Origin of the sequence: Kibdelosporangium philippinense, assembly GCF_021390435.2 — a bacterium.
GTDB classification, from domain to species: Bacteria; Actinomycetota; Actinomycetes; order Mycobacteriales; family Pseudonocardiaceae; genus Kibdelosporangium; species Kibdelosporangium philippinense.
In genome coordinates this window covers 3363943-3383903 of record NZ_JAJVCN010000001.1, presented here as the reverse complement: position 1 = coordinate 3383903, position 19961 = coordinate 3363943, and the positions used below count along the sequence as shown (strand labels likewise).

21 protein-coding genes are annotated in these 19961 nt (G+C 64.7%); 7 read left to right on the top strand and 14 right to left on the bottom strand.

Features of this window, described 5'->3' with window-relative positions; translation table 11 throughout:
- Window positions 1-57: 57 nt before the first annotated feature.
- A complete protein-coding gene (locus LWC34_RS15650; protein ID WP_233725791.1) occupies window positions 58-1368 on the bottom strand; it encodes a DUF6271 family protein in 1311 nt (436 codons plus the stop codon).
- Window positions 1350-2405 carry a phytanoyl-CoA dioxygenase family protein gene (locus LWC34_RS15645; RefSeq protein WP_250109442.1) on the bottom strand — a complete coding sequence of 352 codons (1056 nt, stop codon included), beginning with the start codon at window positions 2403-2405 and terminating at the stop codon, window positions 1350-1352. The genes LWC34_RS15650 and LWC34_RS15645 overlap by 19 nt, the downstream gene beginning before the upstream one ends.
- A 342-nt stretch (window positions 2406-2747) precedes the next feature.
- On the opposite strand from LWC34_RS15645, the gene LWC34_RS15640 reads away from it, so the two are divergent.
- On the top strand, window positions 2748-5375 hold the full coding sequence (locus LWC34_RS15640; RefSeq protein ID WP_233725789.1) for an AfsR/SARP family transcriptional regulator: 2628 nt from the start codon (window positions 2748-2750) through the stop codon (window positions 5373-5375).
- Window positions 5376-5417: 42 nt separating this feature from the next.
- Here LWC34_RS15640 and LWC34_RS15635 read toward each other — a convergent pair whose 3' ends face one another.
- The 5 genes from LWC34_RS15635 to LWC34_RS15615 form a co-directional block, all read right to left on the bottom strand.
- Window positions 5418-5954, bottom strand: a complete 537-nt coding sequence (locus LWC34_RS15635) for a DoxX family protein (protein ID WP_233725788.1) — start codon at window positions 5952-5954, stop codon at window positions 5418-5420.
- 11 nt (window positions 5955-5965) lie between these two features.
- On the bottom strand, window positions 5966-6613 hold the full coding sequence (locus LWC34_RS15630) for a maleylpyruvate isomerase family mycothiol-dependent enzyme (RefSeq protein WP_233725787.1): 648 nt from the start codon (window positions 6611-6613) through the stop codon (window positions 5966-5968).
- A complete protein-coding gene (locus LWC34_RS15625; protein WP_233725786.1) occupies window positions 6598-7419 on the bottom strand; it encodes a fumarylacetoacetate hydrolase family protein in 822 nt (273 codons plus the stop codon). Before LWC34_RS15625 ends, LWC34_RS15630 begins: the two co-directional genes overlap by 16 nt.
- Window positions 7416-8531: a cupin domain-containing protein gene (locus LWC34_RS15620; RefSeq protein ID WP_233725785.1), complete on the bottom strand. Its 1116-nt coding sequence runs from the start codon at window positions 8529-8531 to the stop codon at window positions 7416-7418. Before LWC34_RS15620 ends, LWC34_RS15625 begins: the two co-directional genes overlap by 4 nt.
- 97 nt (window positions 8532-8628) lie before the next feature.
- On the bottom strand, window positions 8629-9372 hold the full coding sequence (locus LWC34_RS15615; RefSeq protein ID WP_233725784.1) for an IclR family transcriptional regulator: 744 nt from the start codon (window positions 9370-9372) through the stop codon (window positions 8629-8631).
- An 80-nt stretch (window positions 9373-9452) separates the two neighbouring features.
- Between LWC34_RS15615 and LWC34_RS15610 the strand changes: the two genes are divergently transcribed.
- Genes LWC34_RS15610 through trxA form a run of 3 tightly spaced genes read left to right on the top strand, consistent with a single transcriptional unit; the run spans window position 9453 to window position 11909 of the window.
- Entirely contained in the window at window positions 9453-10880 is a 1428-nt protein-coding gene (locus tag LWC34_RS15610; protein ID WP_233725783.1) for an aldehyde dehydrogenase family protein, read from the top strand.
- A gap of 33 nt (window positions 10881-10913) precedes the next feature.
- Window positions 10914-11483, top strand: a complete 570-nt coding sequence (locus tag LWC34_RS15605; RefSeq protein WP_233725782.1) for a class I SAM-dependent methyltransferase — start codon at window positions 10914-10916, stop codon at window positions 11481-11483.
- A gap of 60 nt (window positions 11484-11543) precedes the next feature.
- On the top strand, window positions 11544-11909 hold the full coding sequence (trxA, locus tag LWC34_RS15600) for a thioredoxin (protein ID WP_233725781.1): 366 nt from the start codon (window positions 11544-11546) through the stop codon (window positions 11907-11909).
- 119 nt (window positions 11910-12028) lie between these two features.
- Here the strand turns inward: trxA and LWC34_RS15595 are convergent, their stop codons facing one another.
- The 6 genes from LWC34_RS15595 to LWC34_RS15570 form a co-directional block, all read right to left on the bottom strand.
- The gene (locus LWC34_RS15595) at window positions 12029-12583 is read right to left on the bottom strand and encodes a Uma2 family endonuclease (RefSeq protein WP_233725780.1); all 555 of its coding nucleotides are present in this window, start codon (window positions 12581-12583) and stop codon (window positions 12029-12031) included.
- A 247-nt stretch (window positions 12584-12830) separates the two neighbouring features.
- Entirely contained in the window at window positions 12831-13553 is a 723-nt protein-coding gene (locus LWC34_RS15590; protein WP_233725779.1) for a DUF6119 family protein, read from the bottom strand.
- Window positions 13550-14380, bottom strand: coding sequence for a transposase family protein (locus LWC34_RS15585; protein WP_233722715.1), 831 nt, complete (start codon window positions 14378-14380; stop codon window positions 13550-13552). Before LWC34_RS15585 ends, LWC34_RS15590 begins: the two co-directional genes overlap by 4 nt.
- A 155-nt stretch (window positions 14381-14535) precedes the next feature.
- Window positions 14536-15516 carry a DUF6119 family protein gene (locus tag LWC34_RS15580; protein WP_233725778.1) on the bottom strand — a complete coding sequence of 327 codons (981 nt, stop codon included), beginning with the start codon at window positions 15514-15516 and terminating at the stop codon, window positions 14536-14538.
- Between the two features lie 109 nt (window positions 15517-15625).
- The gene (locus tag LWC34_RS15575; protein ID WP_233725777.1) at window positions 15626-16216 is read right to left on the bottom strand and encodes a helix-turn-helix transcriptional regulator; all 591 of its coding nucleotides are present in this window, start codon (window positions 16214-16216) and stop codon (window positions 15626-15628) included.
- Between the two features lie 266 nt (window positions 16217-16482).
- Window positions 16483-16710: a three-helix bundle dimerization domain-containing protein gene (locus tag LWC34_RS15570; RefSeq protein WP_233725776.1), complete on the bottom strand. Its 228-nt coding sequence runs from the start codon at window positions 16708-16710 to the stop codon at window positions 16483-16485.
- Window positions 16711-16901: 191 nt separating this feature from the next.
- Here LWC34_RS15570 and LWC34_RS15565 point away from each other — a divergent pair, with 191 nt between their 5' ends.
- Genes LWC34_RS15565 through LWC34_RS15555 form a run of 3 tightly spaced genes read left to right on the top strand, consistent with a single transcriptional unit; the run spans window position 16902 to window position 19102 of the window.
- On the top strand, window positions 16902-17312 hold the full coding sequence (locus tag LWC34_RS15565; protein WP_233725775.1) for a hypothetical protein: 411 nt from the start codon (window positions 16902-16904) through the stop codon (window positions 17310-17312).
- Window positions 17293-18210: an RNA polymerase sigma factor gene (locus tag LWC34_RS15560; RefSeq protein WP_233725774.1), complete on the top strand. Its 918-nt coding sequence runs from the start codon at window positions 17293-17295 to the stop codon at window positions 18208-18210. The genes LWC34_RS15565 and LWC34_RS15560 overlap by 20 nt, the downstream gene beginning before the upstream one ends.
- Before the next feature lie 37 nt (window positions 18211-18247).
- Window positions 18248-19102 carry an alpha/beta fold hydrolase gene (locus LWC34_RS15555; RefSeq protein WP_233725773.1) on the top strand — a complete coding sequence of 285 codons (855 nt, stop codon included), beginning with the start codon at window positions 18248-18250 and terminating at the stop codon, window positions 19100-19102.
- Here LWC34_RS15555 and LWC34_RS15550 read toward each other — a convergent pair.
- A complete protein-coding gene (locus LWC34_RS15550) occupies window positions 19092-19922 on the bottom strand; it encodes an NAD(P)H-binding protein (RefSeq protein ID WP_233725772.1) in 831 nt (276 codons plus the stop codon). The two genes, LWC34_RS15555 and LWC34_RS15550, sit on opposite strands and share 11 nt — an antisense overlap.
- Between the last annotated feature and the right edge of the window lie 39 nt (window positions 19923-19961).

Below are 19961 nucleotides of genomic sequence, written 5' to 3'. Positions count from 1 at the left end.
GTCGCCAGGAACCGCCCCGATCCCGGCTCTCATCGACCGGGACATTCGAAACACGCCCTAGCGCCACGCATTGGCCAGGTCGGTGGACTCGCTCGCCCGCACCAACGGCGCCCACACCTCGATGAGCAGAGCGAAGTCCTCGATGTCCTGCTGCGCGTCGGCGAGCAGCCGGTCTCGCTGCGGTACAAGGGATTCGGCGAACGTGGCGTACCGCCCGCCCAGTTCGCGGTAGGCACGGTCGATCGTGTCGAGCCGTGCGGTGTTCTCGTCCTTGGCCAGCGATGTGCTTTCCCTGGCCAGATCGGCGATGACGGACGCTTTGACGTCGTATCGCTCGTCGAGCAGCGACTGGCCCAGTTCGGCCATCCGCTGGTAGATGTGGTGGAAGTACAACATCGACAGGAAGAACTTCGCGAACCGCAGCTGGTAGGCCGCGAACCCGGCGTCGGTCTTGCGTTCGCCGGTGTGGAAGTTCACGATGTGCCGGTTGTGCAGCACGCCTGGCAGCCGCGAATCGTGGATCAGGTGGAAGTGGAAGTAGTCACTGCCAATGGTGTCCCGCGCTGGCGGCAACGGAACCTGTTCCTGCACACGGTGGAAGGCGATGTTGCTCATGTCGATCCGCATTGGATCGACGATCGTGATTATCGAGTGGTCCTCAGTGAACGGTTCGGTGCCCGCTCCCTTGAAGGACTCCTCGACCAGGTCGCGCTTCTCGGCTTCGGTCGCGCCGCTGTGCGCCCACAGGCTGACGACGTCGTGGTACAGGGCCGGGTCGAGCTCCTGGATCTCGCTGATGTCCACCGACAGGTCGCCGATGAACGAGCCACCCACCAGCACAACCGGCTTGTCCTCATCGGACTCGTCGAGCGCCACTGCGGACACACCGGGCTTCGCGTCCCCGGCACGCTTGCCGATCGACGTGAGCTCGTGGTGGATCGGGAAGGCCTGCTCGCCATCCTTCACCTGGTAGTGCAGATCGGAATCCCTGCGGTGCACGGAGTCGCAGCCGAGCGCACTGGCGATCAGGAACGCGCGGTTGGTGCAGGCGCCGTAGGACACCGCGTCCGGCAGCATGAGGTCGAGCACGAGATCGGGCTTGGCCAGGTCAGCCAGCTCGATCGACTGCTGCAGGAACACCCGCTGCTCGGCCTCATCCATGTGCAGCGGCACGACACCGGGCGTCTTGGGCAGACCGGCGAGCAGTTCGGCGTGCTCGGCGCGATGCTGCTCACTGGACGAATCCAGGACCAGCAGGACCACCTCGACGTCGAAGTTCTTCGCCGCGTACGCGGCCTCCTCGGCCACGGCTTTCAGCGTGACCGAGCAGGCCCGGTTGGTCGGTAGCGTCAGGCAGATGCGGCGCATGCCGAGTCTCCGATCGCGGCACCGGCTTTGTCTTTCCACGAGTCAAGGCCGAGCAGCCTGCGGCCGAGTCCGGTCAGCTCGGCTGCCGGGTAGCGCAGGGCCTCGTGCCTGATCGGGTCGCCGACCAAGGTCTTGTTCCACTCCGGCGTGCTGAGCGTGCGCCACGAGTTGACCCGGGACTTGACCAGCTCTTCGTGGGATTCCAGCGCGGGCATCATGGACAGGTACTGCACCGAGCGCACACCGTCCTTGGACAGGTTCGGAGCGACGCCGTGCGCGACCATGCCGTTCCAGATCAGCATGTCGCCCGCTTTGAGCTGCGGCCGGATGACCGGGAGCTCGGTGCGGTCGATCTTGGGACGGATCGGGTCGCGGTCGGCCGGCTGGCTGACCTTCCACTTGTCGAACTGGCGGAACAGCTCCGGGCAGCACTGGAAGCCGCCCTCGTCCTCGGTCGTGTCGGTCAGCGCGATGATGCCCTGGACCCGTTGCGGCAGAACGCTGAGCGTGCTGTCGACGTCCCAGTGCAGGTCGATGTCGAAACCCTTCTCGGTCGCCGGGATGAGCGAACGGGAGCGGTTGCCGACGTTCGGCGGGTTGAGGTTGAGCCGGTCGAGCGTGACCCAGAGCTCCTCGCAGTCCCACACGTCGACGAATGCGTCGTACACCCGCTGGTTCTGGCGGCTGTCCCAGATCAGCTGGTGCTGGTATGCCTCGACGAACCCGTAGACGTACAGGTCACGCTCAAGGTCGTCGCGGAACTCGCGCTCCGGGTACCAGGTCTCCGGCCGCTTCGGGTCGAGGCCCTGGAACTCCCACGCGAAGTCCAGCAGCTCTTTGGCATGCGGAATGGCCTGTTCGACCACGACGTAGCCGTACGTCTGCCACTGCGCGAAGTCCTCTTCGGACAGCACACGCAGTGGCTGTGTTTTGTGCACATCGCGCAACGGCGTCTTGGCGAGATATGTGTCGGCGTCCGAGCTGAAATACGGGATATCCGAAGTGGCGCGGTAAAGATAGCTGTCAGATTGTGGCATGTCGTCGTTTCCAAGCATGGTGAATCGCTGACACCGTGACAGATTGGCGGCTGACGGTGAACAGCGTCGGACCTCAGTACAAGGTTTCTGCTTCGGTATTTCGCCAACGGTGTGGCGACGCATTCCATCGTACTTATACCGCTGGCCACGTCAAGATCAACTGTCTGTGACCGTACAACCGGCAAAGTTCCGCAGTTATACATCGACATATTCCACCGAACACGATGTGCGGATTCCATGCTTTTGTTCAACTGTGTTTTCAGCAGCTGAACGAATATTTCCTTATTCGGCAGCGACGGACTCGTTCCGCGCGCCGCGCCGGATCATGCGACCCTGACCGTCGTGCGCGCACGGTTCGAGATCCTCGGTCCAGTCAGGATCTGGCTGGACGGCGCCGAAGTGGACGCGGGCCCGCCGACGCAGGTGTCGCTGCTTGGCATCCTGCTCGTCCATGCCGGTCAGCCGGTGACGATGACCGAGATCATCAACGCCTTGTGGGGCGACGATCCGCCTCGGACAGCCATGAACATCGTCCACCGATCGGTGGGTGCGTTGCGGCGGTTGACCGATCCGAGCCTGCCGGCCAGGGCCGCTGGACGGCTGCTGCTGCCGAGTTCCGGTGGATATCGGCTGGTTGTCGACGCGGACACGCTGGATCTGGTGCGCTTTCGGCAGTTGCGGGCGGCTGGCGCGGTTGTCGAGGCATTGGCGTTGTGGCGTGGGCCGATCGCGTCCGATCTGCCCAAGAACGTCCGTGGGCGCCCCGAATTCGAAGCTGTCACGCAGGAATACCTTGCTGTACTTGGCGAAGCGGTTGACACCGGTTCAGCAAGTGAGGTGCTGCCGCTGCTCAGGCAAGCGGCACGGGACCATCCGTTGGACGAGAGACTGCACGCCAAGCTGATCACCGCGTTGGCCGCGACCGGCCAGCAGCCCGAGGCTCGCGACGTGTACGAGTCCACGCGTGCCCGGCTGGCGGATACGCTGGGAGTGGATCCAGGGCCCGAATTGCGTCGGGCATTGCGGCAACATCGTGCCATCCCAGCGCAATTGCCAGCGGATCTGCCATCGTTCACTGGCCGCGCGGGTGAATTGGCCAAAACGATGGCGCTGCTCAAGGCTGGGACGCCGGGCATGACCTGTGTTGCGATTTCCGGAATGGCGGGAGTCGGTAAGACCACATTGGCCGTCCATTTTGCACACATGATCGCTGATCGTTTCCCGGACGGTTTGTTGTACGTCCACATGCGTGGCTACGGTTCTGGCGACGTACTGAGTACCAATGACGCACTCGGCACGCTGTTGGAGGCCATGGGGGTTCCGCCGCAACGGGTGCCGGATGGAATCGATGGCCGGACCGCGTTGTATCGCAGCATGCTTTCAGGCAAACGCGTCCTTGTTTTGATTGATGACGCGCGCGATTCGGAACACGCGGGCCCGTTGTTGCCGGGGACGCCCGACGCGACGGTGATCGTGACAAGCCGGGACCGGCTTCTTGGACTGGTCGCGAGGAATGGCGCGCATCCTGTCGTGCTCGGACTGCCCTCTTTGGACGAGTCTCGTGAACTGCTGGCGCGTCTGATCGGTGCCGCACGGGTGGCCGCGGAACCAGCTGCCGCGACGGAAATCATCGTCCACTGTGGATATCTCCCGCTCGCGCTGAGTGTCGTCGCGGCGCGTGCGGCCGCGACACCGGACCTGCCACTCTCGGAGATCGCCAAGCAACTGGGCGCCGACCGGCTGGCCGCGCTGGACGGCAGCGTGTACGCGGTCTTCTCGTGGTCGTATCAAGCGGTCAGTCCTGCCGCGGCCCGGATGTACCGGCTGCTGTCAGTGCATCCCAGTGGGTTCATCTCCGGCGCGGCCGCGGCCAGCATCGCCGCGCTGCCCAGCAACCGGGCGACTGCGTTGCTGGCCGAACTGTCCCGCGCACATCTGATCAACGAGCAACTCCCGGGCCGGTATACCTTCCACGACCTCGTGCGCGTTCACGCCGCCGAACTGGTGGCCGCGGATGAAGCGGCGGAGGCGAAGTCCCGGCTGGTCCGGCACTACCTCCATTCAGCTCGTGCCGCGGCAACGCTGCTGTATCCGTACTGGTATCGAAGCCACACAAGGCTGCAACCACCCGGCGCCGAGGTGACGGTCATGCAGTTCGCCGCCAACCAGCAAGCCGAATCGTGGCTGCGGACAGAGTTGCCAGTGCTGCTGGCGATCGCCGGGCAGACGCATGGTGCCATCGCCGCCGCACTGGAGATCTTCCTTGACCGGCAAGGAAGATGGCGCGATCAGGTCGCCTTGCAACGTGACGCGTTGGCGACCGCGACCGATGACCCTGGACGCGCCCGCGCTCAACGCGCGCTCGGATTTGCGTTGGGGAGATCGGATTCCTACGAGGAGGCCGACTCGAACCTGGCCTCGGCGCTCGCCTTGTTCGAGGAACTCCGGGACTTGGATGGCATCGCTGTCACCAACCGGAACCAGGCTTTCCTCGCCAACCGGCGAACCAGGTACTCGGACGCGCTACAGCACTACACGGTCGCACTGTCCTGTTATGAATCCACAATGGATAGGAGCGGCCAGGCGACTGTCCACAATGAAGTCGGCTGGACGTACATCCTGTCCGGCGACTACACCAAGGCCCTGATCGAATGCGAACGTGCCGTGTCGATGCAGGAACAGCTCGGCAACCGCAACGGCGAGGCGTCCGCTGTGGACAGCGTCGGATACGCGTACCACCACCTGGGCAAGGACATCGAGGCGATCCAGTGGTATGAACGGGCGTTGCGGCTGTACCAGGACATCAACGATCTGTCCCTTGTGGCGTACACGTATACGCACATCGGTGAGGCGTATCAAGCGCTCGGCGAGGTCGAGTCGGCTCGGGCCGCATGGCGTCAGGCGCTGGAGATCCTGGAAGAGCTGGGCCATCCGGACGCCGAACAGGTCCGTGCCCATCTGGCTGGCTGAATGGTGGTGTTCAAGCGCTCTCGTGGATCTTGGCATTGCCAGTCAGTTGCGTACCAACAGCACCGCCAGCGCGGTCAGCGCCCCCAGAACCACGGCGGCCAGCCCGTACTCGATGCGATGCAGGCGAACTCCGGGAAGGAAACGGTCTGCCGCGATCCGGCCAGGCCCGGTCAGCGCAAGGGCCGCCGCGCCGAGAGCGAGCAGCAGCTCGTGCTCGACACCAGACGGGTTGAGCACTTCGCCTTCCCACGACACGGCGACGGCGTTGATCATGGTTCCGAGGATCGCGGCCGCCGACAGTGGCGTCAGCAGCCCCAACGCGAGACCCAGCCCGCCGAGTAGCTCGCTGACGCCTGCGACGACAGCCATCACCCCGCCCATCGGATAGCCGCTTGAGGTGAAGTAGGCCGCCGTCCCGTCAAGACCGAGTCCGCCGAACCAGCCGAACAGGTGCTGTGCCCCGTGTGCCGCCATGAGAAGACCTATTCCCAAGCGAAGCAGCAACAGGCCAGCGTCGTAGACGCGAACGTCGACAGTGGGGTGGGTGGCCGTGTCGGCGGATGACATCTCGATACTCATTTCTTTGTGGGTTACAGCCACGGTGGAAGATCTGGCAACGGTGAGTTCGTGCGTGGGGCTTCGCCGCGTCCGGTGAGCCATCGTGCGAATTCTGTTGTTCGATCGCGTGAGGACACGTTCACCACGACCGACTGGGCGGCACGACGGGCGAGCGCGTCGTCGATCAGGGCATCGAGGAAGTCTGCGGGAAAGTGCGCGAAATCTCCGCCTGAAGGCAGATCGCACGCGTGCACCCACACTTCACGGCTGCGTAACCACGGGACGGTACTTGCGGGAACTACGCGGCCTTGTGCCGTGACGACTTCGGCGTGCCACATCGCATCAGTCAGGCTGGCCAAGGCCTCGGCCAGCTTGTTCTGTTCCACGTCAACGAATTCACGCAGGTAACGAACTGGCCATTGTGCGCCGGACTCGATCTCGTCAATTCGAGCCTGAGGGTCGGGATACATCGGCGTACGTTCTCCGGTCGCCGCCCAATGGGCCAGTCGTCCCAACGCGCGGGCGTTGTGGCCGACGTGGGAGAGCACATGTCTGCCGGACCAACCGGGCAGTCGGCTGGCGCCGATCAGGTCGTCGTCGCTGGCCGATGCCAGGCGGGAGAGGAAGTACGCGTGCCCGTCGGTCATCCACCGGATGGCGTCGGTCACGTCGTTTCGCATCGCACCTGGTTGGCCATCGCGCCGATACCGTAGATCTCGGTGACCAACGTCTGCCCGTCCCGCAGGTATCGCGGGGGAGTCCGGGCATGCCCCACGCCGCCGGTGGTGCCGGTGGCGATCAGGTCACCTGGGTTGAGCGTGACCATCGCCGAGATGTACTCGACCAGATCGACCGGCCCGAACAGCAGGTCGTCGACGGTCGAGTGCTGCATACGCTCTTCGTCCACAGTGCACTGGATGGTGGCGTCGGGTGCGAGTTCGTCCGGGGTGACCAGATACGGACCGAGGGGAGTGGTCGCCTCCCATGTCTTTCCCTGCAACCATTCCGAGGTGCGGAACTGCCAGTCCCGCATGGACACGTCGTTCATGATCGTGTATCCGGCGATGGCGGCCTGTGCCGATGCCTTGTCGGCCCGCCGTACCCGCTGGCCGATGACAACGACGAGTTCGGCTTCCCAGTCCACTGCCGCCGATTCTGGCGGCAGCGTCAGCACGTCGTACGGTCCTATTAGGACCTCTGGGAACTTCGCGAACAAGGCAGGGTGACGAGGAACCTCCCGTTTCATCTCGGCAATGTGCGTGCGGTAGTTCAATCCGACACACACGATCTTGCCCGGTCGCGGGATCACGGGCGCGAGGTCTCCCGGACGGCGCTCGACGTAGGTTCCACCGGCTGCGGCACGTGACCGCCAATCCGGATCGGCCAGCAGCTCGCCGACATCGCCCTTGCCGAGATCCACGTACCCGTCACCGTGCACGCGTGCGACATGCAGCCCATCATCCATACGCAGAGTCGCGAGCTTCACGTCACGGCTCCTTCCCGCACGACACGGTCCAGGTGTAGACGTTCGAAGATCGGGGTGTCGCTGAACCGGAACAGGTCCATCCCGGTGTCGGTGGCGAGGCTCATGGCGTGCCAGGACGGGACTGCGATCAGGTCGCCGCGTTCGACAGTCCAGCGCACTGAGCCGACGGTGATCTCGCCCGCTCCGTCGAATACCTGGTAGACCGACGAGCCAACCTCACGCTGCGTGGATGTCCGCGTGTCTGGGGCCAGCCGGTGGAACTCGGTACGGACCGTCGGCAGGACGTCGCCACCAGTCGTGGGATTGGTGTACCGCACGGCAGCGTGACCAGGCTCGGTCGTGGCCGGGTAGCCCTCGGCTTCGAGCGCGAGCTGCTCGGACAGTGCTCGATCCGTGTGCTCCCAACGGTATGCGAGCAGCGGTGTGGCCGGTGTCGGTGTCAGGTGGGTCAGTGGACGCAGCCCGGGGTGTCCCCACAGCCGCTCGGCCCTTGACCGGTCTGGGGCGTCCCGAGTGTCCACTTCGTCCGGTCCGAACTCGAAGAACGTCGAGTCGGTGTAGTGCTGGAAGGGGATGTCCAGGCCGTCGATCCAGGCCATTGGGCCGTCGCTGATGTTGTGGTGCCCGTGCCAGTTCCATCCGGCCTGTGGCAGGAAGTCGCCGCGGCGCATGGCGACCGGGTCACCGTTGACGACTGTCCACACGCCTTCGCCTTCCACCACGAAACGGAAGGCGTTCTGGGTGTGCCGGTGCACCGGCGCGTCTTCGCGCGGGTTGAGATACTGGATCGCGGCCCACAGCGTCGGTGTTGCGAATGGACGCCCGCCGAGGCCGGGATTGGCCAGCGCGATAGCGCGACGTTCGCCGCCACGGCCGATGGGTACGAGATGCCCGGCTTGCTCGGCCATCGGCAGCAACTGTTTCCACTGCCACCGGTGCGGCAGTGCGTTGGACGACGGCATGGGTGGCATCAGTTCACCGATCTCTGTCCAGAGCGGTACGAGCAGTTCAGCCTCGAACCTCTGGTACAGCGCCGCCAACTCCGGTGTTTGGACGGGTTGGTCCGGCGCGTCGGTCGCTGTGATCTTAACGGGTGAGGAAAGTGTAGTCATGCCTGCGCTTCCCGAGACGAGACGTGCGGAGTGATATCGCAAGCCTGCCCGATCTCCCGCCAGGCGGTAGAACATTTTCTGCTGTGCGGAACAGTCGTCAACCGTGCAGTTGCAGATCCTGCTCGACGGCCGCGACGGTGGCGCCAAGGGCGCTGACCAAGCTGGGCACCCGATCACGATGGAATCGGACGGTCGGCATCGCGATCGCCACGGCGGCGACCGGAGCTCGGGCGAAATCCCGCACGACAACACCGATCGCGGTCAGCCCGGCCTCGGTGCGCTGGTCGTTGATGGCGAAACCACGCTTGCGCACCAGCGAGAGTTCTCGCTGCAGCCGAGGAAGGCCGACATCGTCTGATCCACTGTAGAGCGTCGTGATCTGGTCGACGGGCAGTGCGGCGAGGATGGCCTTGCCCCCTGAGGACAAATGCGCGGGCAGGGTGCGCCCGACACGGCTGCCGACTCGCAGTACCTGGGTGCATTCGACGCTGGCGACGAACCGGGCCTCGGTAGCGGCGACGACCATGAGATTGACCGATTCCTGGACACGGTCGACGAGTTCCTGCATGTGCGGCAGGGCCACCTGGCGCAGCAGTGCCACGGGCGCGAGGGAAGGCGCGGCCGGGCGCAGGATATCCCCGGCCTGGTAGCGCCGATCGGGACGCTGTTCGGCGAAGCCCCGGTAGACGAGCATCGCGAGCAGTCGGTGCGCGGTGGACGGTGACACGCCGATGCGGCCGGCGGCGTCGCGGACACGCAGCGGACCTTCCTGCTGCAGCAGGGTCGCCAGGTGCAGCGCGTGGTCGACCGAATTGACGGGGTACGGAGGTTTGTTCTGCATAACAGAAAAGAGCGTACCTCAGAGCGGGAAGCAAAGCATGCTTGTCCCATCGAACCCTGCGACCATAGGCGGCGAGGAAGTTGACGACATCAGCCGAGGCCCGGCACTTCATCGAGGGCGAACTCGTGTCGTCGGACCGCACGAGTGCCTCGACCAGCCCTGCCGACAACTCGATACTCGGCCACTTCGCCGATGCCGATGTCGGTCAGGCGGCACAGGCCATCGCGGCGGCGCGCGCCGCGTTCGTCGAGTCGGACTGGTCCCGGGACCGGGTACTGCGCCACCGGGTACTGAACGCGCTGGCCGATGAGGTCGAGCGGCGTACCAACGACCTGATCACCATGCTCGCAAGGGAAAACGGCAAGATCCTCGCTGAGGCGGGTTTTGAGCTCAGTCTCACGGCCCCGAAGCTGCGCTACTACGCCGCTCTCGCCCTCACCGAAAGCGGCCGCGCGGCCGAGGTCTCGCGTGGGGTCCAGATGAGTTCGGTGCCGGAGCCGATCGGGGTCGCCGGGATGATCGTGCCATGGAATTCGCCCGTGGTGCTGGCAATCCGATCCATCGCACCGGCACTGGCCGCCGGCTGCACCGCGGTCGTCAAAATGCCCGGCCAGACCGGACTGGTCAACGGAATCCTGCACGAGATCTACACCGACGTGATCGGCCTGCCGCCCGGCGTGCTCAACTCGTTGACCGAATCCGGCGATGACGTCGCACGATCCCTTGTCGCGGCACCGGACGTCGACGCCATCAGTTACACCGGCAGCACGAAGGTCGGGCGGTTGATCATGGCCAACGCGAGCGACACGCTCAAGCGTGTGTCCCTCGAACTTGGTGGCAAGACACCGATGATCGTGTTCGATGACGCCGACCTTGACGCCGTGGTTCCTGTCCTGACCGCGGCTGTGACGACCTTCGCCGGGCAGTTCTGCATGACCGGAAGCAGGATCCTCGCCCAGCGAGGCATCGCGGACGAACTGCGTCAACGACTGTCCACTTCGCTCACCGCGGTACGTGTCGGCCCTGGCGACGATCCGGAAAGTCAAATGGGCCCGATGATCGACGCGGCCAGTGCGCGCCGGGTCAACGACTTGGTCGACGAGGCTGCGAGCTACGCGAAGATCGTGGTCCGGGGCGGGACCGTCGGCGATGCCTTCTACCACCCCTCGCTGATCGAGGTCGACGATCCGGCGACGCCGATCGTGCAGCAGGAGGTCTTCGGCCCGGTGGCCACATTGGAACTGTTCGACACCGAGGCCGATGCCGTCCGGCTGGCCAACGCCACGCAGTATGGCCTGTCGGCCTCGATCTGGTCGCGCGACATCGACCGTCCACGACGTGTCGGACGGCAACTGCGCGCTGGCACGGTCTGGACGAATACCTGGGCACTGGTGGTTGACCAGTTCGAAGAGGGCGGTTTCAAGCAAAGCGGGCTCGGCAGGCTCAACGGCCTGCGCGGACTCGAGGAGTTCCAGGAGTACAAGACCTACGCCCAGGTGACCGGCTGAACGAAGTCACGTTGCTGCGGAAGAATCGGCCGCATGTCGATATCCGATTTCTGGGATGCTGCCGCGGTTTCCTTCGACGACGAAGCCGACCATGGACTGCGTGATCCGCGGGTTCGCGAGGCCTGGAGAACACGGTTCGAGTCATGGCTGCCCGCTGAGCCGTCCGACATCCTGGACGTCGGCTGCGGCACAGGCTCGTTGACGTTGCTGATGACCGAGCTTGGTCACCGTGTCACCGGCGTCGACCTCTCGCCGAAAATGATCGAGATCGCGCGGCAGAAACTCGCCGGGCGGGACGCGCGCTTCACGGTCGCCGACGCCACCGATGTACGGATCGAGCACGAGGTCGATGTGGTCGTGGTCCGGCACCTGGTCTGGACGCTGCCTGATCCCGAGGCGGCCCTGCGGCACTGGATCGGGCACTGCCGTGGCCGACTGGTGTTGATCGAAGGTCGATGGGGGACAACCGGGATCACGGCCAACGAACTGACCGCCACGGTGCGGCCGCTCGTCACTGAGCTTCGTGTCGAGCCACTTTCCGACGCTGACCTGTGGGGACGCGACATCAGCGACGAGCGCTACTGCGTGGTCGCGGAGGTCTGAGGAACATTGCGGGCCGTGGTCGTGTTGTGTTGGTGAGGGTCCGAATAGAAGGAGATCGCGTTGGCGACCGTGGAACTGACCGAGGAGAACTTCAACGAGGTCGTGAGTGCACCGGGCACGGTGCTCGTCGACTTCTGGGCGTCCTGGTGCGGCCCGTGCCGCCAGTTCGCTCCCGTCTATGAGAGTGCCTCCGAGGAACACGAGGACATCACCTTCGGCACGGTCGATACCGAGGCCCAGGTCGCACTGGCTCAGGCGTTCGGCATCTCGTCGATTCCCACGCTGATGGCGGTCAAGGACGGCGTGGTCGTGTACGCGCAGCCAGGCGCGCTGCCAGCGCCCGCGTTGGCTGAGCTGATCGGCAAGGTGAAGGACCTCGACATGGACGAGGTCAGGGCCTCGATCGCCGAGCAAGGTCAAGCCTGATCGATCATTCCCGCCATCAACTTCACCGCGATCGCGTGCCGTACGGCGGCCTCCGCCAGGGCGGTTCCTCCGTTCGGTGGGTCTTTGGGCCGGATGGCGGCCCGAATCTCAACCTCTTGTCAGTAGGGCGTGACTAGATCTTCGGGGACCAACGTCATCTGATACGGCTCGGTGAGGTGGATCTGGTCCGTGCCGCGCGCTTCGGCGGCGAGCGTGTAACCGCCGTTGCGCAGGGCATAACAGGCGATGCTCGGTTCGCGGGGGTCGATCAGCCAGTAGTACGGACAGCCCGCTGTGGCCAGCCGGGCCGGTTTGAGGAAGCGGTCGATGTGCTCGCTGGACGGTGACATCACCTCGACCACCAGTTCCGGGGCGCCGATCAGGGCGCGTTCGGTGAACGCCTCACGCCTGCCGACCACAACGTCCGGGATCAGCACGGTGTCGTCGGTGATCCACACGTCCACGGGAGCAGGCAGTGCCTCACAGCCTGCCGGGCACACTTTCGTCAACGCCGCCAGCAGCCGAGCGACCGCTCGCTGGTGCAACGGACGCGGTGACGGGCTCATGATCAGAGTTCCGTCGACTAGTTCGTAGCGGTGACGTTCATCGGTGATCGACTCCAGATCCCGGCGGGTGAGGGGCTCATCGTGCGAGAACGCCGGTAGTGCCTCCATGCTGCGATGCCCTCACGGTGTCGGTAAACGGGAGCGAGCGGTCGCCAGCAAGCCTAGACATTCACGCGGTGTATCGCTATTGGTGTCCACTCGGCGATCGGGCCCGGCCGGCCGATTTCCCTCAGCCCTGCGGCTGTGCCGCCTCTTCACTCGGTGGAATCGTCAACGGGCCGCGTGACACTGGTGGCGTAACAATGCCACTAACTTAGGCCGATCGGGCGAATTGGCAGAGTTATTCTCGCCGACATCAGGGGATAACGTGCACGTACACAGGGATTCCATACGTCGTTAGCGTTACCCACGCGGATACCAAGGCAGACCTTGCGAACGTGAACAAGGTATCTGGAGTCAGGGCCCGATCCGACCGGTGAATCGCGTAGACGATAGCCGACGGCCGATGCCCGAGACGGGCCGCTCTTTCCGGCGACCGGTCGGCGACAAGGGCGGTGAAGTCCTGCCATGCTCGCGGGTCGGTGAGTGTTTCGGCGGCAACGAGTCCCTGTGCGAACAAATGACTCAGCGGGGATGACCCAGTTCGCGCGCTAGTACGTTTGACATGCACCAACTCGTTGTCCGGGCCGAGCAGATCGCATGCCTCGAAACCGCGCCGATGCGCTCTGGTGAACACCAGGTTCTTGTCCATCAACAGAAACCTCGGGTCCATCCTGGCGACATATCGGTTGTAGGTGTCCTCATTCGGAGACGGCTCGCAGCTTGAGTCGTTCCACGCGGGCAGCGCCCATTCCGGCGCATGTGCAAATGCACGTTCGGTCACGGCTTGGACGTGCCGGATATATTCGTCGCCCAATTCGTACCAGTCGCCGTCGAGCAACACGCAGCGTGTTTCCCCGTACGCCACCTCGGCGGCGATCCAATGCAGCGCGGGGACGTCTCCGCCGACGGTCTGCCCTTGCTCGTCGTAACCACCGATCCGACCGGCCCGCAATGAGGTGATCTCAGCGACTTTCACGCGATCTTGCCGTGTTCGAAATGCGTGAGGACAAGGGCGGCTTTGACGATGTCGCCGATCTTGCTGGGGCTGGCGGTGAGATGCCGCAGGCTGCGCCAGCGTCCGGTGAGTAGGGCGAAACCACGTTCGCCCAGACACCGCAGGCCACGCAGCAGAGCGTTGCGTGTGCGGGTGTCCACGTCGAGGACCTGGCCATCGGCAGGCTGTTTGACCGGGGTGTGCACGCCGATGCCGGCACCGTCGTAGCCGCCATCGGCCAGCGTCGGCAGATCAAGGTGCGAGGCGGCCCAGTACAGCGCACCCAGCACATGCTCGCGCGCCACGGTCAAGTCATGGAGTGAACCGGGCTCGACATCCGAGACCCACCACGGAAAACCGTCCGGCGCGCACAGCGCTTGGATGTTGCCGCCGTGCTCGCGGGCTTTGCCGGAGTACCACAGGTCGATCGGCTCGCCTTTCACGCTCAACGTTTTCTCGCTACAGCGATCGGCGGAGAAGACCTTTCCATCGAGGATCACGTAGGCCGTGCCCTCATCCTTGGCCCGCTGCAGGGCCTCATGCAGGTCCGGCGCCTGCTCGGCGAGCACGATGACGACCTCATCCAAGTAGCGGTAGCCGGTGGCGCGGGAGATGCCGTGATCGCGAGCCAGGGCGGGGACGTCGGTGTTCTGCCGGAACCAGCGCAGGCCCAGCACCGCGTGGCGAAAGCAGGTCAACGCCCTGCTGTTCTTGCGGGTGCCGCGTCGGCGGCGTTCGGCGTGCAGCAGCCGGCTGAGGTAGAGGGCCAGTTCACGCGGGACATCGAGCATGGCACGATACGCAATCACGGGGAGCCTTCTGGTCCGGACTTGATCTTCGCAATCCAGTTCTACCAAGGGCTCCCCGCCCATCTTTCCCCGGGTCTCACCACTCCCCAGCACATCGACCAGCGCTCGTCCGAGCAGCTTCGCGGCTCAACAAACGAACCAGAATCTTGGTGAGATTACCTCAATGCGTCCAGCCGTCCGGTGGACAGCGGATCCAACAGCGGCCGGGTGAGATCTGCGAGCGTCAGATCCGGTGTGTTGATCTCGGTTCCGTTGATCCGGCCCCTGAAATGGTCCACGGCCGGACCTTCGTAATATCGCGCTGGATACGCGATGCCCACTTCACCTTCGCCGCGTCCAGCCAGCAGATCCAGCACGGCGCGGTCAAGCGCGGCCCGGCGTTCGTCGCGCGAGGAGATGCGCCGGACCCACGTCAGCGGCTGCAGGCGCGGATCGATGGTGTTGTCGCGCAGAATCCTGGTGATCTCGGCCAGATCGGCCGCCATCCCGGCGCCGTCACTGCTCAACGGCATCCGAACACCGTCACCGAACTCCAGGCGCAGCCGGAACTTCGCGCGGTTACGCATTCGGCGCAGATGCGTGAGTTCCACAGGCAGTTCGGCGCGGACGTAGCCGGTCAGTTGCCGGACGAGTTCGGCGTGCTCGCGTAGACCGAACGCCCACAAACCTTGGCCGCCGGGAACCGAACTGCGATCCACGCGCGCTTGAGCACTCAATGCCCAGCGGGTGATCTGGCGGATCTCGTCGGGATCGAGCACACGTACCGCGAACTGCAGCCCGAAGTCCCTGTCGATACGGCTTTCCCGGATCAACCGCCAGCCTTGGCCGAACGTGACCGCGTACACCTCGGCACCGCTGCGGATGATCAACGCCGCGGACGCGGTCCTGGTGCGGAAGTCGATGTCCACGCGGGTGAGGCTGCGTACCATCGCGCCCCACTCGGCCGGATCGTCTTCGGGCAGACCGGCGACCAGCAGTGCGGGCAGGCCGCCGACGAACACTCGCAGGGTGATGAACTCGTGGTCGTCCTGGATCACGCGATCCGAGCACATCTCGGTGAGATCTTCGCTCGGGCGCAAGCGGTACAGGCTGACGCGTCGGGTGTGGGCGAGATCGGCCAGTTCGGTGAGATCCACGGCGCTTACCTCTCGAAGCCACCCCAAGAGTGCGCCAGCCAAGTAACACCTAAGTGGACCCGATGCCCAATATCAACCAACGGAAGATGAAAACTCCCTTGTGGACGAATCAGCTCGCGTCAGCAAGCAGCCAACCACGATCGGCAGCCTTGGCACCCGCCTGAAACCGGCTACGCGCACCGAGCCGGGACATGATCTCGGCAACCGACCGGCGCACAGTCCGCACCGAGATCTCCAAACGCGCCGCGGCGGACTCGTCAGTATGCCCTTCCCACAACAGAGTGAGGATTTCCCGTTGCCGCACGGTCAGTTCAGCAGAATCGGGAAGGTCGGAGGTGAACAACGGGACCGCGCGCGGCCAGATCTGCTCGAACAGTTCCAACGTCGTCGTGACGACAGCGGGCAACTGGAACACAGCCAACCTGGCCTGATCAGCGGGAACCAGAACGGTGTGACGGTCAACCACAAGGGCGTCGGACGGCACGTGCGGCACAGTCCGCACGATGGCGTCGGCGAGTGTGAGCGCTCCCAGAACCGGCATGACTCTGGCCCAGTCGGGCACCAAAACCCGATACCGCACGCCCGGCCGAACATGCTGGGCCAGCCGCGCGGAGCTGATCGGGTCGTGTCTGTCGCAGGAAAGGCTGCTCATCACGACGACCTCGGAAGTGGCCGCCTCCAGCAGCATGCCGATGTTCACTCTGAACCTCCCCGATCGATACCCCGGCCCCAATTTGACGGCATACCGGTGGGGAGTCCTCCCGAGTGGCTGCACTACTACGTCCAGACAGTCCCAGCTGGTGAAGATGCGCATGGTGGCAGCCAAGGGATGCCAGTGGGCAACCGCCTCATCGCGTTCGCGCCACGGCGAATCTTCGATGATCAGAGGCCTTCCTCGATCAGGCGAGCGGACATTCAAACCTGAAGCCCGACTCCGGCCTCCCGTCGGAGCCGGGCTTTCGTCGGCTAAGCGGGGCGGTCGAGGCGGGCGCGGACCGCGCGTTCGACCAGGATCGGCACGAACGACTTGACGGGTGCGTCGTCGAAACGGTGTGCCTCGGCACGCATGGTCTGGCGTACCTGTTCGGGTGGCACGGTCTTCTCATAGCGGTTGATCAGGCGGTCTTCGACTTGGTCGAGATGAGTGTCGGTCCGGCCGGCGGTGGCTTCGATGGAATGCGTGGTGGTGTCCATGCTTGCCTCGGTCCTCTCATTTGTTTCGCGCCTGGCCTTATTAGATGACGCGAACATGAACGGAGTATGAACGAACCGGTGGGGAAATCGCGGCCATTGGCCGAGCGACGTCAAATTTGCACGGCTTCTTGATGCGTCGTGGCTACGGTTCCGCCGTTCACCGGAATCCCATTGGGGGAATTGTGCCTTTCGTGAAAAAGATCGGTGTTGTCGCGGCCACTGTGGTCAGCGCCGGAATCATGGTCGCGTCGCCCGCCGCGGCCGCTCAGCAGTGCGGCAACCTCGGCGGGCCCGCGGGCGGATCGCTTCCGCTGTGCAAGTCGTGGAACTGGGACGGCAACGACTATGACGGTAAGTGGTGGACCAATGGTCCGTCTTCGCTGCCGTCGCAGACGTATCTGCAGCGATCGGAGGCCGGGGTTGTCAAGAACTCCGCCTACTCAGGCAGCTACCAGGATGTGTCAAGAAGATCCATTTCAGGCTCTGCGACTGGCTCGCCAACCGCTGCGACGGTTGGTGGTAAGCGTCGGGGCGGCCGGATCTGGCCATGTTGGGCCGCCCTGAACGAGTTAGAGTGGATGTGTGATCGTCGTACCGTCTGATGTGGAGCTTGTGTTCAGCGCCAAGCGGGGCACCGTCGAAGCTCTCGGACTGCTGCTTGCCCGGCACGAAGCGGGCATGCGCGCGGTCGCGTTGAGCATTCTCGGCTACGGCCCGGACGTTGACGACGTCATCCAGGACGCGTCCCTGATCGCATTGCGGCGCATCGGCGATCTGCGGGATCCGGCAGCCATCGGTCCATGGCTGAAAATGATTGTTCGCAACGAGTGCCGGATGCGGCTGCGTCGCCCGCAGGAAATCCCGTTCGATGGTGCAGACCTGCGAGCCGGTGACGCGGGGCCGGACAAAGTTATCGAGCAGCACGCGTTGCGGGACTGGATCTGGCACGCGATGGGGGAACTGTCCCCGAAACTGCGGCTTCCGTTGATGCTCAGGCATTTCACCGGAGTGACGTCCTACGACCAGATCGCTGCGGCCTGTGAGGTGCCGGTCGGGACCGTGCGGAGTCGGCTCAACCAGGCAAGCGCCAAGCTGGCGGCGGCGTTGCAGAACACGGCGGAGCAGGCGCACGACGATGCCGCGAAGCTGACCGTGCAGCGCCGCAACGAGGGGATCGAGACCCTCGAAGCGGCCGAAAAAGGCAGGTTCGCCGAGGTCGTCGCCGGATGGTCACCTCGCATGGAGCTGAGCTCTGGGCCGCTGCGCGGTGGCGCCGACTTCGTCATCCGAGGCATGGACGGCGATCTCGCGGACGGCGTGCGACAGCGCATGCGGCACACGGTGGCCAGCAAGGACGTCACCATCTGGGAAATGGACATGATCAATCCGCCGGACGACCCGTTCCACTGCCCACCCGCGGTCGTGTGGCTGATGACGTTGGAGGACGGCAGGCCAAGCCGAATCCGGCTGATCCACCCTGTGACCACGGTCACAGCGTAGAAATCGAACTTCCCGACAACGGCTGCATCTTGCGGGCATGACGACACACACCATCCAGATCGACGGCACTGTCCAGCGCTACCACGTGCACGGCCAGGGCCCGGTGTGCCTGATGCACTCGGGCGGTCCCGGCATCGCGTGGGAGTACCTGCGGATGCCGGAGGTCGAGAAGCACGTGACAGCCGTATACATCGAGCCTGTTGGCACGCCCGGCGCCGACCAGTTGCCGAACCACCCGCACGGCTACACACGCGAGCGGTACGCCAAGGCGGTCGACGCCGTGATCGACGACCTCGGCGAGCAGCAGGTGTACCTGATGGGCCACTCGGCCGGTGGCTTCGTGGCCCAGCACTACGCGTTGACCCGCCCGCAGAATCTCGCCGGGGTCATCCTGTACGACACCTCACCGGTCACCGGGCCTGAACTGTTCACCGAGGCCCAGAGCAAGTTCGACGAGTTCACCGCAAGGTACGCGGGCCACCCGGAACTGCCGGAGATCCTGAAGGCATGGCAGGCGGTGCCGACGCTCAAGGACGACGAGTCGACCACGCGGACCATCCGCACGCTGCTTCCCGTCTACTTCAAGAACTACTGGGCCAAGGAGGCGGATCTCGTGGCGATACGGGCCGCGGTGACCGGTCGCCACGTGTCCGGTTTGGACGATGACCTGGTTCCGGAAATGATCGACGATCGAGCTGTGCTCGGTATGCTTTCCGTTCCTGCCTTGGTGATCGTCGGCCTCTACGACTTCATCTGTGGTCCGCGATGGGCGCGCGAGCTGCACGACAAGATCCCGGATTCCACATTGGTCGCACTCGCTGACAGTGGCCACTTCGGACACATCGAGCAGCCGGACGACTTCGCCGACGCGATCGCGAACTTCATTCGCTGACGGCCCACACCCCAGTGGCCGCAGTGGTTTTGGCGTAGTCACGAAAGGAGCGCGCCCGCCGGCCGATGGCCTTGAACACGCCGTCGGTCGGCTTGGCGTTGCGCCCGTCCAGTATGTCGGTGAACAGATAGGTCAAGAACTCGATGTAGTCCGGCTCGTCGATCTCGGCGGCAAGGGCCGTGGAGAACTCCTCGACCGAGATCTGCCGGTAGCGGACGTCACGGCCGGACGCGGCCGCGATCTCCGAGACAGCCTCAGCGAACGTCAACGCGGTCGGACCGCTCAGTTCGTACAGCTCGCCCTCGTGACCAGGCTCGGTCAGCGCGGCCACGGCGACGTCGGCGATGTCCTCGATGTCGACGAACGGCTCGGGCACGCTGCCACCTGGCAGTTGCACTTCGCCGCGGATGACCTGGTCGTACGTGATGCCTTCGCTGAAGTTCTGCGCGAACCAGTTGCACCGCAGGATCGTCCAGTCCGCGCCGGATTTCTGGAGCTCCTGCTCACTGCGTTCGGCTTCGTCCTCGCCACGGCCGGACAACAGCACGATCCTGGTGACGTCCATCGAGACGGCGAGCTGCGTGAACGAGGCGATCTTGGCCGACGCGCCGGGCGCGCCGATGTCCGGGTAGTAGGCGATGTAGACCGCCTTGACGTCGTTGAGGACCGGCGCCCACGTGGTCTCGTCCTCCCAGAGGAACGGCACCGGCGCCGATCGCGAGCCGATCCGGATCGGTACGTCCATGGCGGTGAGACGGCTGGCGATGCGGCCGCCGGTCTTGCCGGTGCCGCCGAGAATCAGGATTGGTTTCGTTGTCATGGCCCAAGTACACGTGATCTTCGTGAGACGAACCATGGT

What these genes read in the sequence shown, in the direction of transcription:
- LWC34_RS15635 (WP_233725788.1), bottom strand. Translation starts at nt 5,954, where the DNA reads ATGAGTATCGAGATGTCATCCGCCGACACGGCCACCCACCCCACTGTC.
- LWC34_RS15645 (WP_250109442.1), bottom strand. Translation starts at nt 2,405, where the DNA reads ATGCCACAATCTGACAGCTATCTTTACCGCGCCACTTCGGATATCCCG.
- LWC34_RS15615 (WP_233725784.1), bottom strand. Translation starts at nt 9,372, where the DNA reads ATGCAGAACAAACCTCCGTACCCCGTCAATTCGGTCGACCACGCGCTG.
- LWC34_RS15550 (WP_233725772.1), bottom strand. Translation starts at nt 19,922, where the DNA reads ATGACAACGAAACCAATCCTGATTCTCGGCGGCACCGGCAAGACCGGC.
- LWC34_RS15555 (WP_233725773.1), top strand. Translation starts at nt 18,248, where the DNA reads ATGACGACACACACCATCCAGATCGACGGCACTGTCCAGCGCTACCAC.
- LWC34_RS15595 (WP_233725780.1), bottom strand. Translation starts at nt 12,583, where the DNA reads ATGGAGGCACTACCGGCGTTCTCGCACGATGAGCCCCTCACCCGCCGG.
- LWC34_RS15605 (WP_233725782.1), top strand. Translation starts at nt 10,914, where the DNA reads ATGTCGATATCCGATTTCTGGGATGCTGCCGCGGTTTCCTTCGACGAC.
- LWC34_RS15630 (WP_233725787.1), bottom strand. Translation starts at nt 6,613, where the DNA reads ATGCGAAACGACGTGACCGACGCCATCCGGTGGATGACCGACGGGCAC.
- LWC34_RS15570 (WP_233725776.1), bottom strand. Translation starts at nt 16,710, where the DNA reads ATGGACACCACCACGCATTCCATCGAAGCCACCGCCGGCCGGACCGAC.
- LWC34_RS15620 (WP_233725785.1), bottom strand. Translation starts at nt 8,531, where the DNA reads ATGACTACACTTTCCTCACCCGTTAAGATCACAGCGACCGACGCGCCG.
- LWC34_RS15650 (WP_233725791.1), bottom strand. Translation starts at nt 1,368, where the DNA reads ATGCGCCGCATCTGCCTGACGCTACCGACCAACCGGGCCTGCTCGGTC.